A 16049-nucleotide genomic window follows, 5' to 3' on the forward strand; every position below is an offset into this window, starting at 1 on the left:
GTGTACGGGGGTCGCGGCCGGGCGGGCTCAACGCCAGTACGTCCCCATGAACACAGGAGATCGCCATGACCGAACTGCCGAACACCCCGAAGCCGAAGGCGCCAAAGATCGACGACGGCACTGTCGACCCGGACAACTTCCACAGCGACGGTACCCCCGAGGCGCCCATCGAGGGCCTGCTCGGCACGCCGGGCATCGTGAAGCCGGACAACTTCCACTCGGACGGCACCGTCAAGTAGCTTCCGCGCGGCCCGCCTCGGGGGAGGACGGGTCCGCGCGGGACACGGGGGAATCAGGGAAACAGGGGGAAACAAGGGGGGACCGGGGGACCACGGGGGAAACAGGGGGACGCGCCCAGGGGGACCGGGCATCGCGGGGGGATCCGGGGGGATCCGAGCTGGCACCCGGGGGGCGCACAACAGACTGGCCGCGGCGCGGAGGGGGCGCCGCGGTCAGTCGCTTTCCGCTGTCCGGACGCGGTCGTACGACGCCGGAGTGGGGCGGGCACGGCGTACCGGGTCATCGGACGCGGCGCGGGCGACGGGTCAGCGGGCGCGCAGCTCGCCCTTGCGCACCTTCCCGCTGGCGTTGCGCGGGAGTTCGGTGACGAAGTCCACGGCCCTGGGCACCTTGTAGTTGGCCATCTCGCGGCGGGACCAGGCGATCAGGTCGTCCGCTGTGAGCGCGGAGCCGGGGCGGCGCACCACATAGGCGCGGCCGACCTCGCCGAGCCGGGGGTGCGGGACGCCGACCACCGCGGCGTCCCTGATGTCCGGGTGCCGCAGCAGCAGTTGCTCGATCTCGGCCGGGTAGGCCTTGAAGCCGCCGACGATGTACATGTCCTTGAGCCGGTCGGTGATCCGCAGGTTCCCCCGGTCGTCGAGGACGCCGATGTCGCCGGTGTGCAGCCAGCCGTCGCCGTCCACGGCCCGCGCGGTCTCCTCGGGGTCCTCGAAGTAGCCGGACATGACGTGGTATCCGCGCACCAGCACCTCCCCCGGCGTGCCCGGCGCCGCGTCCACCCGTACCTCCGTGCCCGGGATGGCCCGCCCCGAGGTGTCGGCGATCGTCGCCGCCGCGTCGCCGCGCCGGCACATGGTCACGGTGCCGGACGCCTCGGTCAGGCCGTACGCGGTGAGCACGGTGGCGATCTTCAGCTCGGACCGCAGGCGTTCCACGAGCCGGCGCGGGATGACGGCGGCGCCGGTGACCACCAGCCGCAGCGCCGACAGGTCGTGGCTGTCGCGGGCCGGGTGGTCGAGCAGCGACTGGTGGAGGGTGGGCGGGCCCGGCAGTACGGAGATGCGCTCGGCGGCGATGTTGGCGAGGACGGTGTCCACGTCGAAGACCGGCTGCGGCACGATCGTGGCGCCGCGCATCAGGCAGGCGATGATGCCCGCCTTGTAGCCGAAGGTGTGGAAGAACGGGTTGACCACCAGATAGCGGTCGCCCTCCGCGAGCCCGGCCAGCGCGCTCCAGACGCCGTACACGCGCAGCGTCTGGGCGTGAGTGATGACGGCGCCCTTGGGGTGCCCGGTCGTACCGGAGGTGAAGATGATGTCGGAGGGGTCGTCCGGCGCCAGGGAGTCCGCGCGGGTGCGGACCGCGGCGGCCGGGACGTCCGCGCCCGCCGCCAGGTACTGCTGCCAGGAGCGGAAGCCCTCGGGCGCGTCGTCGCCGAGCACCACCACGTCGCGCAGGTCCGGCAGCCCGGGCAGCGGCCCGCTGCCCGGCCCCTCCCCCGCCGCCCGGCGCAGCGCAGCCACGTACGAGGTGCCCAGGAAGGTGCCGGTCACGAACAGCAGCCTGGCGCGGGTGCGTTGCAGGACGTAGGCGGCCTCGGCGCCCTTGAAGCGGGTGTTGAGCGGGACCAGGACGCCGCCCGCGCTCACCGCGCCGAGGGCGGCGACGATCCACTGCAGGGTGTTGGGCGCCCAGATGGCCACCCGGTCGCCCGCCCGCAGCCCCCCGGCGGCGGCAGCGGCGGCGGATCGCTCGACACGGGCCCCGAGTTCGGCGTAGGAGATCCGCGTACGCCCCTCCACCACCGCCTCGCGGTCGCCGAACCGGGCCGCCGCGTCGCGCACCAGCCGCGGGACGCTGCCCCACAGGAGGTCGGCGCGCGGGTCGTCGCGGTCGTCGAGCCCACCGGCCGGGCCGTTGTCCACCATGGTGTTTCCCTCCCGGAGTTGCCCCGCGCGTCCCCGTGGCCGACGGCCGCCGAGGCGGCCGGCGGGGTTCACGTTTCCGCGTAGCTGACTACCCGTCAGATTAACGGTAGCCTGACGAGCTGTCAGCACTGGCGGAATCGAGCGAGCACTCAGGAGGTGGGCCCATGGGCGGCGCTGCCCTGAAAGACGCGACGGCCATCGTGGGGATCGGCCAGACGCCCTTCGCCAAGAACCTTCCCGAGCCGGAGAAGACGCTCGCCTGCCGGGCGGTGCTCGCCGCGCTCGACGACGCCGGGATCGAGCCGGGCGAGGTGGACGCCTTCGCCTCGTACACCATGGAGGAGACCGACGAGGTCGAGTTGGCGAAGGCCATCGGCGCCGGAGACGTCACCTTCTTCTCCAAGGTCGGCTACGGCGGCGGCGGTTCGTGCGCGACCGTGGCCCATCTCGCGGCGGCCGTCGCCACCGGCCAGGCCACCGTGGGCGTCGCCTGGCGGTCGCGCAAGCGCGGCTCCGGCGCCCGCCCCTGGACCAACACCTCCGTCCAGCTCCCCACCCCAGGACAGTGGACCCGGCCGTTCGGCCTGCTGCGCCCCGCCGACGAGATCGGGCTGCTCGCCCGCCGCTACATGCACGAGTACGGCGCCACCCGCGACCATCTGTTCAACGTGGCGCTCGCCTGCCGCAACCGTGCCAACCAGAACCCGGCCGCGATGATGTACGAACGCCCGCTGACCCGCGAGATGTACATGACCTCGCGCTGGATCAGCGAACCGCTCTGCCTCTTCGACAACTGCCTGGAGACCGACGGCGCGCTGGCCTGCGTCGTGGTCTCCGCCGAACGCGCCCGCGACTGCCGCCGCACCCCGGTCTACGTCCACTCCGCCGCGCAGGGCCTGCCCGCCCAGCACCACGGCATGGTCAACTACTGGACCGACGACCCGCTCACCGGCCCGGCCTGGACCGCCGCCCGGCACCTGTGGAAGCAGGCCGACTTCTCCCCCCAGGACGTCGACGTCGCCCAGATCTACGACGCGTTCACCCCGCTCATACCGCTCTCCCTGGAGGGCTACGGCTTCTGCGGCCGCGGCGAGGGCGCCGCCTTCACCGAGGGCGGCGCGCTGGAGATCGGCGGCAGGCTCCCGCTCAACACCGGTGGCGGCGGCCTGTCCGAGGCGTACGTGCACGGCTTCAACCTCATCACCGAAGGCGTCAAGCAACTGCGCGGCACCTCCACCGCCCAGGTCCCCGACGCCGCCACCTGCCTGGTCACGGCGGGCGAGGGCGTGCCCACCTCGGCCCTGCTCCTGAGGAGTTGACCCGACGATGCTGCTGCCCGTCACCGACACCGACGGCGCGCCCTTCTGGGAGTACGCCCGCCGTGGCGAACTCCGCGTCCAGTCCTGCGACGACTGCGGGCGCCTGCGCTTCCCGCCCCGTCCCTGCTGCCCGTACTGCCGTTCCTTCAGGAGCAGTTGGCGGCAGATGTCGGGACGCGGCCGGATCTGGTCCTACGTCTTCCCGCACCCGCCGCTGCTGCCGGACTACGCCGAGCAGGCGCCGTACAACGTGATCGTGGTCGAACTGGCCGAGGAGGCGGGCCCCGAGGGCGGCCGGATCCGGCTGGTCGGCAACCTCGTCGCCCGCGCCGACGCCCGGCTGGACTCGGTGGACCCCGCCCGGCTGCGGATAGGGGCGGCGGTCAAGGCCGCCTTCCATCCCGTCTCGGAGGAGATCACCGTGGTGCGCTGGCTGCTGGAGCGACCGTGAGCGTACGGCGCGAGGCGGTGGCGGACGGGGTCGCGCTCGTCACCCTCGACCGGCCCGAGCGGCACAATGCCCTCGACCTCGGCACGGTCGACGAACTGCGCGCGCTGTGGCGGGAGTTCCGCTTCGACGACGCCGTCCGCGCGGTGGTGCTGACCGGCGCGGGCGAGCGGGCGTTCTGCACCGGCATCGACCGGTCCGTGGACGTACCGCAGCCGTCCTCGCCGTACTCCGCGGACGATCCGCTGCTCACCGCCGGGCCGAAGTCCAACGACCTGTGGAAGCCGGTCGTCGCCGCCGTCAACGGCATGGCCTGCGGCGGCGCCTTCTACCTCCTGGGCGAGGCCGAGTTCCTGGTCGCCGCCGAGCACGCCACCTTCTTCGACCCGCACACCAGCTACGGCATGGTCAGCGCGTACGAGTCGGTCCTCATGGCGCAGCGCATGCCGTACGGCGAGGTCATGCGGATGTCCCTGATGGGCACCGCGGAACGGGTCGGCGCCCGCCGCGCCTACGAGACCGGTCTCGTCTCCGAGGTCGTCCCCGGCCCCGGCCTCCTCGACGCGGCCCTCCGCTCGGCCGCCGTCCTCGCCTCCTACCCCACCGAGGCCGTCCAGGGCACCGTCCGCGCCGTCTGGTCCGCCCGCGAGGCGGCCCGCGCCCACGCGATGGCCTCCGCCGCCCACCTCATCGCCCTGGGCAACCTTCCCCCCGACCGCCAGACCGCCCTCTTCACCGACCGCGCCCGCGGAGCCGCCTTCCGGGTGCGCTGAGGGGCCCTCCGGGCGTAGCGTCGGCCACGAGGGCGCTGAGTGAGCGAAGCGAGTCGGCCCCAGATGCTCCGCAAACATCCCCGGGCCACTCCTCCCGCCCCTCCCCCGGCGGCCGTCCCCCGGACCCCCTTCCAACCCCGGGCCCGACGCCCACCCCCGCGGGGGGCACCCACTCAGCTCCCTCACCAGAGGCAACATCCAGCCCGTCCGGCGTTTGAGGACGAAGCCCGAGCGGACGCCCCGCCAGAAGCATTTCCCAGCCCGTCCGGCGCTTGAGGACGTCTTTTCAGCCCGTCCGGCGCTTGAGGACAAAAGGGCGGGCGGGCGGGAGAAGAAGCCCTACGCCCGACGCGACGTCGCCCCGGTCCCCTTGGTCGCGTCCAACGCGTACACGCACCGATCCTTCGAACACGCGTACACCACCCCCTCCGCCGCCACCGGAGACCCGGTAATCTCTCCGCCCGTCTCCAACCGCCACCTCAACTGCCCCCCCACCGCGTCCACGGTGTAAAGACAGTGGTCCTTCGACCCGAAGTGCACCCGCCCCGCAGCCACCGCGGGGGACCCGACAATCTCCCCCTGCGCCGCGAACCGCCACCGCGGCGTCCCGGTGATCGCGTCCAGCGTGTACAGCGCGCTCCCCGCCCCGAGATGCAGCGCGCCGCCGGCGACGATCACCGGTTCGAGCGACTGCCGCGGCTCCGTGGCGACCCGCCACCGGTCACGGCCGTTGGCCGGGTCGAGGGCGTAGACGGTGCCGAGGTGGTCGGCGACGTAGATGCCGCCCCCCGCCGTACCGGGCCCCGGCACGTGCGCGGGCGGCGAGAACATCACGGCGGGCGCGTCGAACCGCCACCGCTCGGCGCCGGTGCGGGCGTCCAGCGCCACCACCCGGGTGCCCGCGGTGAGGTGGACGACACCGTCCGCGACGACCGGCCGGGTCGGCACCGAGCCCGCCGCGGCGGACTCACCCACCGGGTACGACCACATCTCGGCGCCGGACATCGCGTCGACCGCGTAGAGCCGCCCGCCGCCCTGGTAGTAGACGGTGCGGCCGACGACGCACGGCCCCGAGTCCGGCGACTCGAACTCCGTCTGCGCCCCGCCCCGCTCCCAGCGGAGCGTCCCGCGCGCCGCGTCCCACGCCTGTACGCCGCCGCCGCGGGTGCCCGTGACGATGGTGCCGCTGTCGGCGCGCAGCGCGTACACCCAGCCGTCGATCGCCGTACGCCACCGCTCGCCGCCGTCGACCGCGTCGAGCGCGAACAGGCTCGGACCGTCGGAGGCGTGGATCCGCCCGCCGTCCACGGCCATCGTCCAGGCGACGTCGCGGGTCTTGAACTGGCGGCGCCCGCTCGCCACGTCGAGCGCGTGCACCTCGAAGGAGGTGACGTAGAGCAGGCCGCCCGCCACGACCGGCGTGCCCCACACGTCGTTGGACATCCGGAACCGCCACGGCCGCCACTCGCCGGAGACCGCGCCCTGCTGGGCCGGTACCGAGGCCGAGGAGGCGGGTGCCGCTCCGGGCACCGGCTCACCGCCGCGGTGCGCACCGGCCCGGCGCCGTACCCAGTCGGTACCGGGCACCGAGATCGCGGCGGCCGACGCCCTGTGGTCGGTGGCGTCCGCGACCCGCAGGCCGGGGCCGATCGGCGCGGAACCGGCGAACTGGACCGGCCCTTCGTGGTTCTGGCCGCGATGGCTGCCGCGACCGTCGGGACGACGGCCCTCGGGCCCGCCGTGGCCGGGACCCGCGTGGGCGGCGGCGCCGTGCGGGGCCTGCTGGGGCCGGGGCGGGGAGTGCGGCGGGGGCGGCGCGTTCACCGGCACCTGCGGGCCCGCGGCGTGCGCGCCCCGGCCGCTGGGCGCGACGGCGGGCCGGCCGCTGCGGCGCTGCTCTATCAGCGCCACCGCGCCGGGCGGCAGCCACGCGGAGGCCGTCCCCGTGTCGTCGTTCCCGGTCGAGAAGAGATGCGGCGCGAGCTGGGCCTGCAGGTCGGCGGGGGTGGGGCGGCGCTCGGCCTCCATCCGCATGCAGGACTCGATCAGCGGCCGCAGCTCGTCCGGCAGACCGGTCAGGTCCGGGCCCTCGCGCAGCAGCATGAACACGGTCTCCACCGGGTTCGCGCCGTGGAACGGCGCGTGCCCCGTCGCCGCGAAGACCAGCGTCGAGCCGAGCGAGAAGATGTCGCTGGCGCCGCGCACGCTGCGCGAGTCCCTGGCCTGCTCGGGCGACATGTACGCGGGGGTGCCGACGGCGACGTTCGTCATGGTCAGCCGGGTGTTCGAGACGCCGGACGCGATACCGAAGTCGATCACCCGGGGGCCGTCCTCGACGACGAGGACGTTCGACGGCTTCATGTCGCGGTGCACGAGCCCGGCGGCGTGGATCGACTGCAGCGCCTCCGCGATACCCGCGGCGAGCCAGCGGACCGCCTGCGCGGGCATCGGTCCGGACTCGTTGATGATCTCTTCCAGCGACGGCGCGGGGACGTAGGCGGTGGCCAGCCACGGGACGGCGGCGCGCGGGTCGGCGTCCACGACGGCGGCGGTGTAGAAGCCGGAGACGGCGCGGGCCGCCTCCACCTCACGCGTGAAGCGGACCCGGAAGAGCTGGTCCTCGGCGAGCTCGGCACGCACGGTCTTGATCGCCACCCGCCGGCCGGACGCCGAGCGCGCGAGATAGACCAGCCCCATGCCGCCGGCCCCGAGCCGCCCCAGCACCTCGAAAGGGCCGATCCGTCTCGGGTCATGCTGCGTAAGCTGCTCCATCACTGCCCTGCCACCTCCCCGTGCCCGCGTTGTTGCGGCCCTGCCCCACGCTCGGCGCTCCGTGTTCCGCGCCTCGCGCCAGCCGTGCTCCCTACCGGTCCGTGCTGTCCTTGCTCCGTACCGGTGGGTGCCCGTCGCCGGGTCCCGCGCCAGGGTACGGCCCTGATTCTTCCTGGGACGGGCGCCGGTTGCGAACCCGGGGCCGCCACGACACGCCCGCAGAGCGAACTCGTTATCATCCGCCATCACCCCCGGTACGGCCAGCGCGGCGCGCCGCGCGTTCACCGAACCATCCCCAACCGGACGGCCGCCCTCCGCCCACGCGCCGCGGCGCCCCGGGACGGAGTGGGGCAGGGAGCCGCCGGGGCGGCGGATGTGACGGTGCCCGGGTCCCGGGCCGGGCCGTGCCCGCGGCCGTCAGCGGGTGGGGCAGGAGGGCGAGGGGCCGGTCGGCGCGAGGAGGTCGGCGGCCACCACGGCCCGGTGGTGCGCGGCGTCGCCCCACGCCGCGGACAGCGCCCACACCCTGCGCAGCCAGAGCGAAAGATCGCACTCGTCCGTATATCCGATCGCCCCGTGCACCTGGAGGCAGGTGCGGGCGGCGGTCTGGGCCGCCTCCGTGGCGAACACCTTCGCCATCGCCGCGTCCCGCGCCTGGCCGGGCAGCCCGAGATCGTACGAGTACGCCGCCCGCGCCACCACCGGCCTGGCGAACTCCAGCGCCAGCAGCACGTCCGCCAGCTGGTGCTTCACCGCCTGCTGCGAGCCGATGGGCCGCCCGAACTGCACCCGCTGCCGGGCGTACTCCACCGTCCGCTCCAGCATCGCCGCCGCCGCGCCCAGCAGATCGGCGGCGGCCGCGACGGCCCCGAGCCGCCCGGCCCGCTCCCCCACCGGCCCCCAGCCCCTGCCCAGCACGACCGGCTTCCTCTCCCCACCTGCCCGAACCCGCCCCAGCGCCCGCCCCGGATCGACCCCGGCGACGACGGGCCGGGGGGCCGGGTCCGGGTGCGGGCGCGGGTCCGGGTCCGGGTCCAGGTCCGGGCGCGGGTCCGGGTCCAGGTCCGGGCGCGGGTCCGGGTCCAGGTCCGGGCGCGGGTCCGGGTGCGGGTCCGGGCGCGGGTTCAGGTCCAGGTGTGGCTGCGGGTCCGGGCTCGGGTGCGGGTCCAGGTCCGGGCGCGGGTCCGGGTGCGGGTCCGGGCGCGGGTTCAGGTCCAGGTGTGGCTGCGGGTCCGGGCTCGGGTGCGGGTCCTGGCCGCCGTCCCGCGCCCAGTCCGTCAGGACACCGTCGTCCGCGAGGACCAGCACATGGTCGGCGTACGCGGCATGCGCCACCACCGCCCCGTCAGGCCCGGGCGCCCCGGCCGGCCGGTCGACCGGCAGCGACACCGCGACAGTGACGGCGCCGTCGGCCAGGCCCCGCAGCAGCGCGTCCCCGTCCCGGGAGGGGGCCGGGGCTGGGGGCCCCTGCCGCGCGGCGAGCAGCACGGCGGCCACGGCCGCCTCGATCAGCGGCTCGGGGAGGCAGGCGCGGCCCGCCTCCTCGGCCAGGGCGACCAGGGACTGTGCGCCGAGGCCCTGGTCGCCCAGCCCGAGGCCACCGTGCGCCTCGGGGACGAACAGCGCGGTGGCGCCGACCGCCGCGAGCGCCTGCCAGCGGTCGCGGGAGAAACCGGCCCGCACCTCGGCGGGTGTGCAGTGCGCGGCCAGCAGCTCCCGGGTGGTGCGGGCGAACAGCAGGTCGTCGGCGGACGGCGCGAGTCTCATCGGTGCGGCTCCCGGGGCAGGCCGAGCAGCCGCTCGGCGATCACATCGCGCTGGATCTCGTTGGTGCCCGCGTAGATCGGACCGGCGAGGGCGAAGAGGTAGCCGTCCAGCCACGGTCCGGCCAGCTCCGCCTCGGGGCCGAGCAGCCGCAGCGCCGTGGTGTGCAGGTCGAGGTCGAGCTGCGACCAGAAGACCTTGTTGAGGGAGGACTCCGGCCCGGCCGCATTGCCGTCCCGCATCCGTGTCACCGTCCGGTACGTGAACAGCCGGTACGCCTCCGCCCGCATCCACACGTCCACCACGGCGTCACGGTGCGCGGGCGCGGGCCGCTCCCGGTAGAGCGCGAGCAACCGGTCGGCCGCGGCCAGGAACCGGCCGGGGCTGCGCAGACTCAGCCCGCGCTCGCTCCCGGTGGTCGACATCGCCACCCGCCATCCTTGCCCCACCTCCCCCAGCACGTCGCGGTCGGCGACGAACACCTCGTCCAGAAAGATCTCGGCGAAGCCCGGTTCGCCGTCCAGCTGCCGGATCGGGCGGACGGTCACCCCGGGTGCGGCCAGGTCCACCATGAAATAGGTGAGGCCGTGGTGGCGCCCGGCGTCCGGGTCGGTACGGAACAGCCCGAACAGCCGGTGCGCGAACGCCGCCCGCGAACTCCAGGTCTTCTGCCCGCTCAGCAGCCAGCCGCCGCGCGCCTCGTCCCGTACCGCGCGCGACCGCAGGTTCGCCAGGTCGGAACCCGCCTCCGGCTCCGACCAGCCCTGCGCCCAGACCTCCTCGCCACGGGCCATCGGCGGCAGCACCCGCGCCTGCTGCTCGCTCGTCCCGAAGGCGAAGACGGTCGGGGCGAAGAGGAAGATCCCGTTCTGCCCGACCCGGCCGGGTGCCCCCGCCCGCCAGTACTCCTCCTCGAAGATCAGCCACTCGTCCAGGCCCAGCCCGCGCCCGCCGTACTCCGGCGGCCAGCCCACCACCGCCCACCCGGCGTCGTACAGCGTCCGCTCCCACGCCTGGTGGGCGCGGAAGCCGGGCTCGGTGTCCATCGACGGCAGCGGCTCGTCCGGCACGTGACGGGCGAGCCACCCCCGTATCTCCTTGCGGAACGCGTCCTGCCCGGCACTGAAGGAAAGGTCGGTCACCGCGCTAGGATAACCGACTATCTGACGGATCGTCAGATAGTCGACTCGCCTTGCGAGGAACGGAGTTCCACGATGCCCGAGGCCTACATCGTCGAAGCCGTACGCACCCCGGTCGGCCGCAGGAACGGCGGTCTGGCCGCCGTCCACCCCGCCGACCTCGGCGCCCACGTCCTGACCGCGCTGGTCGAGCGCGGCCGCTTCGACCCCGCCGCCGTCGACGACGTGGTCTTCGGCTGCGTCGACGCCATTGGCGGCCAGGCGGGCGACATCGCCCGCACCTGCTGGCTGGCGGCGGGACTGCCCGAGCACGTGCCCGGGGTGACCGTCGACCGGCAGTGCGGCTCCTCGCAGCAGGCCGTGCACTTCGCGGCCCAGGCCGTGCTGTCCGGCACCAGCGACCTGGTGGTCGCGGGCGGCGTCCAGAACATGTCCCGGATCCCCATAGCCGCGGCCATGACGGCCGGCCGCCCCTACGGTTTCGACGATCCGTTCTCCGGCTCCGAGGGGTGGCGTGCCCGGTACGGCGACCAGCCCGTCAGCCAGTTCCACGGCGCCGAACTCATCGCCCGCGACTGGGACATCGACCGCGAGGACATGGAGCGCTTCGCCCTCACCAGCCACCACCGCGCCCTGCACGCACGCGACAGCGGGTGGTTCGCCCGGGAGACCGTCCCACTCGCCGGCGTCACCGCCGACGAAGGACCGCGCCGCGACACCTCCGCGGCCCGGATGTCGGCGCTGCCTGCGCTCACCCCGGGCGGACGGCTGACCGCCGCGCTCGCCTCACAGATCTCCGACGGCGCCGCCGCCCTGCTCATCGCCAGCGAACAGGCGGTCCGCGACCACGGGTTGACCCCGCGCGCCCGCATCCACCATCTCTCCGCCCGCGGCTGCGACCCGATCCGCATGCTGACCGGCCCGATCCCCGCGACCGCGCACGCCCTCGCCAGAACCGGCATGTCCATCGGCGACTTCGACGCGGTGGAGATCAACGAGGCGTTCGCCTGCGTGGTGCTGGCCTGGCTGAAGGAGACGGGCGCCGACCCCGCCGTCGTCAACCCGTGCGGCGGCGCCCTCGCGCTGGGGCACCCGCTGGGCGCCACGGGGGCCCGGCTCATGACCACCCTGCTGCACCAGCTGGAACGCAACCAAGGTCGCTACGGCCTGCAGACCATGTGTGAGGGCGGCGGCCAGGCCAATGTCACGGTGATCGAGCGGCTCTGAACCCGCCCCCGCTCCCGCCCGCCGCTACTGCCCGGGTATCGCCTCGGACCTGCGCCGCGTGTCGATGATCGCGAAGTTCGCGCCCTGGTCGTCGGCGACGACGGCCATCCTGCCGAAGGGCGAGTCCTGGGGTTCCCGCCGCACCTGGCCGCCGAGCCGGGCGATGGTGGCCGCGGTGGCGTCGCAGTCGTCCACGTCGAAGTAGACCTGGTAGGCCGACGGGTGGTCCGCGGGAAGGCTGGTGGCGGCGTTCATCCGGCCGACGACCTGGCCGTCCGCGTCGCCGGGCAGCGACCAGACCTTGTAGTCGAAGTCCACGCCGTCGCCGACCTGCTGCGCGTCGTATCCGAACACGGCCGAGTAGAAGGGGTCGACCGCGTCCGCGTCCTTGGTGTGGTTCTCGGCCCAGCAGAAGGCACCGGGCTGGTTGACCACGTCGAAGCCGGGGTGCGTGCCCGGCTGCCAGACGCCGAAGAACGCGCCGCCCGGGTCGAGCGCACCCAGCATGATGCCGGTGTCGCCGACCGCGTCGGGACCGAACACGACCTGCCCGCCCGCGTCCCCGATCCTGGCCGCCAGCTTCGCTATGTCCGACGTCGCGAAGTACACGCTCCAGGCCGTGGGCATCGACGGGTCCATCTTGCCCATCAGCGCCGCCGCGTTCCTCCCGTCCTGCAGGGCCATCGTGTAGTGGCCGAACTGCTCGCCCTGGTCCTGGAACGTCCAGCCGAACAGCTCGCCGTAGAAGCGCCGGCCGGCGTCCAGATCGGGCAGCGAGACATCGGCCCAACAAGGGGCGCCATCGCCGAATGCGGACATGAGGGGGTCCTCTCCGTGCCGTGGATGTGTGTGGGTGCGCGCGACTTCGACGCGCCGCGTGTGTGCTGGATCACACGCTCGCACTGCCACCGTAACCAGTGATCTTCCCCGCCGCACGGCCTTCAATTCGAACATACGGTCAATTCTTGAGGCGCCCCAGAATCTCCTGTGCCTCGGCCGCGATCCGGGCCACCAGCTCCTCGCAGGACGGCAGATCGGACAGCACTCCGGCGACCTGTCCGGAGGCCATGACGCCCAGGTCCGCGCGGCCCTCGACCATCGCGGCGCGCAGCAGCACCGGGGTGTTCGCCGCCATCAGCGTCTGCGGCCAGGTCAGTTCGCGGGCCGCGCGCATGGCCCTGCCCTCGCGGAGCAGCACGCGCAGCGGCGTCCGGGACAGCCGCGAGAAGCGCAGGGCGTTGCGCAGCGCCCGGGGATAGCGGACCAGCGGGCCGCCGCGTTCGAGCGAGCGGACGAAGTCGGTGGCCAGGACCCGGTGCGGGACGCCGTCGACCTCGGTGGTGACGAGGGTGCCGTTCACGTCGGCCGCCAGATAACGGTCCTGGACCACGCGCGGCACGGGCGCGTCGGAGGTCAGCAGGAAGCGGGTGCCCATCGCGATGCCGTCGGCGCCGTAGGCGAGCGCCGCCACCAGCCCCCGCCCGTCGAAGAACCCGCCCGCGCCGACGACGGCCACCTGACTGCCCCGGAGGGCGTCGACCACCTGCGGCAGCAGCAGCGTGGTGGGGACGGCGCCGGTGTGGCCGCCGCCCTCCCCGCCCTGCACGATGACCGCGTCCGCGCCCCACTCGGCGACCTTCTCGGCGTGCCGCCGGGCGCCGATCGACGGCACGGCGACCATGCCGTGGTCGTGGGCGCGCGCGATCAACTCCCTGGTCGGCGCCTGCGCGAAGGACGCCACCCGGACGCCTTCCCTGCCCATCAGCGCGATCCGCTCGGCCGCGTCCCCCGCGTCGGCCCGTATGTTCACGCCGAACGGCCGCCCGGGGGCCGCCTGGCGTACCTCGGCGATGGCCGCGGCGAGTTCGTCGTACGACAGCGTGGCGGCCGCCAGGATGCCCAGGGCGCCGGCGTTGGCGGTGGCCGCCACCAGCCGGGGCCGGGCGACGTATCCCATCCCGGTCTGCACGAGGGGATGGCGGACACCGGTGAGCGCGGTGAGCCGGGTCGCCAGCGGTGCGACGCCGGTCATGCCGGGATCTCCCGGTCACGGGCGGCGCGCGGGTCGAGGACGTCACGCAGGACGCGCAGTTCGGCGTCGGTGGGCTGCCGGGTGGCGGGGATCCGGGCGGGCAGGGTGAGGTCGAAGCCGGTCGCCGCGACGACCTGGTCCACGGTGACGCCCGGATGCAGGGAGGCGAGCCGCATGCGGTGCCCGGGGCCGCCGAAGTCCAGCACGCACAGGTTGGTGACGACGCGGCGCAGCGTGTGGAAGCGGGCGGCGTGGCCGACGGCGGCGGCCCGGTCGTACCCGAGGCCGCAGACCACGTCGACGTGCTCGACGAAGGTGCGTGGCGCGTGCTTGGGCACCCAGTAGCTGGTGGCGTGGTTGACGGTGTTGCCCGGGGCGCCGCGGGTGCCGAGGAGTTGCCGAATGGGGCGGGACCAGGGGCCGACACAGGAGATGTTGGCGTTGCCGTGGGCGTCGATCTGGCTGGGTCCCATCATGACGTGCCGCCGGCCGCCCGCGGCGAGATCGAGGACCGCCCGGTACGGGAGCCAGCCCTCGACGGTGAGGGCGTCCGGCGCGGCGCCCAGGGGCACGTCCCCGGCGAGCAGATACGCCTGGCCGTCGCTGAGCAGCAGGTCGGGCGCGAAGGAGGCGCGGGCCAGCCGGGCGCCCAGCGTGGGGATGACGCCCATCGGGCTGGCCAGGATCTCGCCGTCGCCGCGCCAGGCGTCCGCGCAGGCGGCGACGCAGATCTCGGCCCGGGTGGCCTGCGGTACCGCCGTCACGACGCGGCCTCCTCGTGAAAGTTGTCCACAGCCTGTTGATAAGACGATTCATCCACATGACGCAGGAAGCGTTCGGCGAAGGCGTCCCACGCGGCGGGGTCGGTCGCCGCGGCGGCGTAGGCGCGCTGGAACCGCTCGTCGCGGCCGTGCTCCGGCAGGCACTCGGTGAAGTGCGCGCCCCGGGGCGCCTCGATGACGCCGTGCGTGAGATGGCGGTGCAGCACCAGGGCGTGCACGCACCCCGCCTCCTTGAGCAGGTCGGCGGTGGGCACCACCCGCTCGGCCGACACATAGGCGGCGTCCGCCGCCTGGCAGAACAGGTCATCGAAGAACTGGTCGGGACCGGTGAGCGCGGCGTTCCCCGCCGGGTCGGCGAGGTTGGCGTGCACCAGGGCGGCGTCCAGCCGCAGCGGCGGCACGGCGACCACCTCGTCCCCGGTGCCGTACGGGTCCGGCAGCACGCGCAGCTGCGGCGCGTTGCGCAGGACGTCGGCGCCCAGCCCGGCCCGTATCGGCATGAAGGGCAGCCGCAGGGCCGCCGCCCGCAGCCCGGCCAGGAACATGCCCTCGTCGAGTTCGAGCGCCTTGACGGCGCCCTGCTCACGGGCGGCGCGGAAATGCGGCTCCAGGGGGACGGAATCGAGGGTGACGAAGCCGTAGACGACCTTGCGGACCTTGCCCGCCGCGCACAGCAGGCCGACGTCGGGGCCGCCGTAGGAGACGACGGTGAGATCGGTGAGCGGCGACCTGAGGATCGCCCTGACCAGGGCCATGGGCTTGCGGCGCGAGCCCCAGCCGCCGATGCCGACGGTCATGCCGTCGCTCAGGCGCGCGACGGCCTCGTCCGCGGTCATCCGCTTGTCGCTCATCGGGCACCACCCTGGGTGAAGGCGTCCCGCAGCCGGTCGCCGGCGCCGGAGAGGTTGAGTTCGAAGGTGAAGCCCTGCTCGTAGCGGTAGGAGCGCTTGACGTCGACCGGGTCGATGCCGTTCAGCGACTGCTTGGCGGCCCTGATGACCTGCGGATCCTTGGCGGCGATGGCGGTGGCGGTCTCGATCGCTGCGTCGCGCAGACGATCGCGGGAGGTGACGGTGAGGATCGAGCCGTAGCCGTACAGCTCGGCCGCCGTGGCGTTCTGCGAGGTGTACACCATGTGCCGCATCCGGTGCTGCGGCACGAGCCGGGACAGATGGGTGGCCGCACCCAGGGCACCTCTGTCGACCTCGGGCAGACCGAAGTACGCGTCGTCGGAGGCGAGGACGAGGTCGGCGTTCCCGACCAGGCCGATGCCGCCGCCGAGGCAGAAGCCGTGTACCGCGGCGATCACCGGCACCTGGCAGTCGTAGACAGCCGCGAAGGCGGCGGCGCAGCCCGCGTTGGCACCGAGCAGCGCGTCGAACCCTTCCGTGTCCTGCATCTCCTTGATGTCGACACCCGCGCAGAATCCACGTCCTTCCGCACGCAGCACCACCGCCCGCACCCCGGGGTCGGCGCCCTGCTCGGCGAGTGCGCGGGCGAGCGCGAACCACCCCTTCACATCGATCGCGTTGACCGGCGGGGCCTCGATCACCACTTCCGCGATGCCCGGTCCGTGGCGCGCCACCTGTATCGCCATACGCCTTCCTCCGCCCGAGATCTGA

The 16049-nt window shown here is 74.0% G+C and carries 14 protein-coding genes; 5 read left to right on the forward strand and 9 right to left on the reverse strand.

The window, feature by feature from the left end; genetic code table 11:
- Window positions 1–65: 65 nt before the first annotated feature.
- Window positions 66–239, forward strand: a complete 174-nt coding sequence (locus tag AB0M29_RS12030) for a hypothetical protein (RefSeq protein ID WP_365382088.1) — start codon at window positions 66–68, stop codon at window positions 237–239.
- Between the two features lie 306 nt (window positions 240–545).
- On the opposite strand, the gene AB0M29_RS12035 is transcribed toward AB0M29_RS12030, so the two are convergent.
- Window positions 546–2171, reverse strand: a complete 1626-nt coding sequence (locus AB0M29_RS12035; protein WP_365382089.1) for a FadD3 family acyl-CoA ligase — start codon at window positions 2169–2171, stop codon at window positions 546–548.
- A gap of 164 nt (window positions 2172–2335) precedes the next feature.
- Between AB0M29_RS12035 and AB0M29_RS12040 the strand changes: the two genes are divergently transcribed.
- The 3 genes from AB0M29_RS12040 to AB0M29_RS12050 are packed head-to-tail and all read left to right on the forward strand — an operon-like array spanning window position 2336 to window position 4711.
- Window positions 2336–3490, forward strand: a complete 1155-nt coding sequence (locus AB0M29_RS12040; RefSeq protein WP_365382090.1) for a lipid-transfer protein — start codon at window positions 2336–2338, stop codon at window positions 3488–3490.
- Window positions 3491–3497: 7 nt separating this feature from the next.
- On the forward strand, window positions 3498–3941 hold the full coding sequence (locus AB0M29_RS12045; protein WP_365382091.1) for an OB-fold domain-containing protein: 444 nt from the start codon (window positions 3498–3500) through the stop codon (window positions 3939–3941).
- Complete coding sequence (locus AB0M29_RS12050; protein ID WP_365382092.1) at window positions 3938–4711, forward strand: enoyl-CoA hydratase/isomerase family protein; 774 nt, start codon at window positions 3938–3940, stop codon at window positions 4709–4711. Before AB0M29_RS12045 ends, AB0M29_RS12050 begins: the two co-directional genes overlap by 4 nt.
- Before the next feature lie 339 nt (window positions 4712–5050).
- On the opposite strand, the gene AB0M29_RS12055 is transcribed toward AB0M29_RS12050, so the two are convergent.
- From AB0M29_RS12055 to AB0M29_RS12065, 3 genes are all read right to left on the reverse strand, one after another.
- Window positions 5051–7483, reverse strand: coding sequence for a PQQ-binding-like beta-propeller repeat protein (locus tag AB0M29_RS12055; RefSeq protein WP_365382093.1), 2433 nt, complete (start codon window positions 7481–7483; stop codon window positions 5051–5053).
- 417 nt (window positions 7484–7900) lie between these two features.
- On the reverse strand, window positions 7901–9250 hold the full coding sequence (locus tag AB0M29_RS12060; RefSeq protein ID WP_365382094.1) for an acyl-CoA dehydrogenase family protein: 1350 nt from the start codon (window positions 9248–9250) through the stop codon (window positions 7901–7903).
- Entirely contained in the window at window positions 9247–10389 is a 1143-nt protein-coding gene (locus tag AB0M29_RS12065) for an acyl-CoA dehydrogenase family protein (protein WP_365382095.1), read from the reverse strand. Before AB0M29_RS12065 ends, AB0M29_RS12060 begins: the two co-directional genes overlap by 4 nt.
- A 72-nt stretch (window positions 10390–10461) precedes the next feature.
- On the opposite strand from AB0M29_RS12065, the gene AB0M29_RS12070 reads away from it, so the two are divergent.
- Window positions 10462–11613 (forward strand): acetyl-CoA C-acetyltransferase, encoded by a 1152-nt coding sequence (locus tag AB0M29_RS12070; RefSeq protein ID WP_365382096.1) that lies wholly within the window; start codon window positions 10462–10464, stop codon window positions 11611–11613.
- 24 nt (window positions 11614–11637) lie between these two features.
- Here AB0M29_RS12070 and AB0M29_RS12075 read toward each other — a convergent pair whose 3' ends face one another.
- The 5 genes from AB0M29_RS12075 to AB0M29_RS12095 form a co-directional block, all read right to left on the reverse strand.
- Complete coding sequence (locus AB0M29_RS12075; RefSeq protein ID WP_365382097.1) at window positions 11638–12432, reverse strand: VOC family protein; 795 nt, start codon at window positions 12430–12432, stop codon at window positions 11638–11640.
- A 139-nt stretch (window positions 12433–12571) separates the two neighbouring features.
- Window positions 12572–13645 carry a nitronate monooxygenase gene (locus AB0M29_RS12080; RefSeq protein WP_365382098.1) on the reverse strand — a complete coding sequence of 358 codons (1074 nt, stop codon included), beginning with the start codon at window positions 13643–13645 and terminating at the stop codon, window positions 12572–12574.
- Window positions 13642–14409, reverse strand: a complete 768-nt coding sequence (locus tag AB0M29_RS12085; RefSeq protein ID WP_365382099.1) for a CoA-transferase — start codon at window positions 14407–14409, stop codon at window positions 13642–13644. Before AB0M29_RS12085 ends, AB0M29_RS12080 begins: the two co-directional genes overlap by 4 nt.
- A complete protein-coding gene (locus AB0M29_RS12090; protein WP_365382100.1) occupies window positions 14406–15278 on the reverse strand; it encodes a CoA-transferase in 873 nt (290 codons plus the stop codon). The genes AB0M29_RS12085 and AB0M29_RS12090 overlap by 4 nt, the downstream gene beginning before the upstream one ends.
- Window positions 15275–16024, reverse strand: a complete 750-nt coding sequence (locus AB0M29_RS12095) for an enoyl-CoA hydratase family protein (RefSeq protein ID WP_365382101.1) — start codon at window positions 16022–16024, stop codon at window positions 15275–15277. The genes AB0M29_RS12090 and AB0M29_RS12095 overlap by 4 nt, the downstream gene beginning before the upstream one ends.
- Between the last annotated feature and the right edge of the window lie 25 nt (window positions 16025–16049).

The organism is Streptomyces sp. NPDC051976, assembly GCF_040680795.1.
Classification (GTDB): domain Bacteria; phylum Actinomycetota; class Actinomycetes; order Streptomycetales; family Streptomycetaceae; genus Actinacidiphila.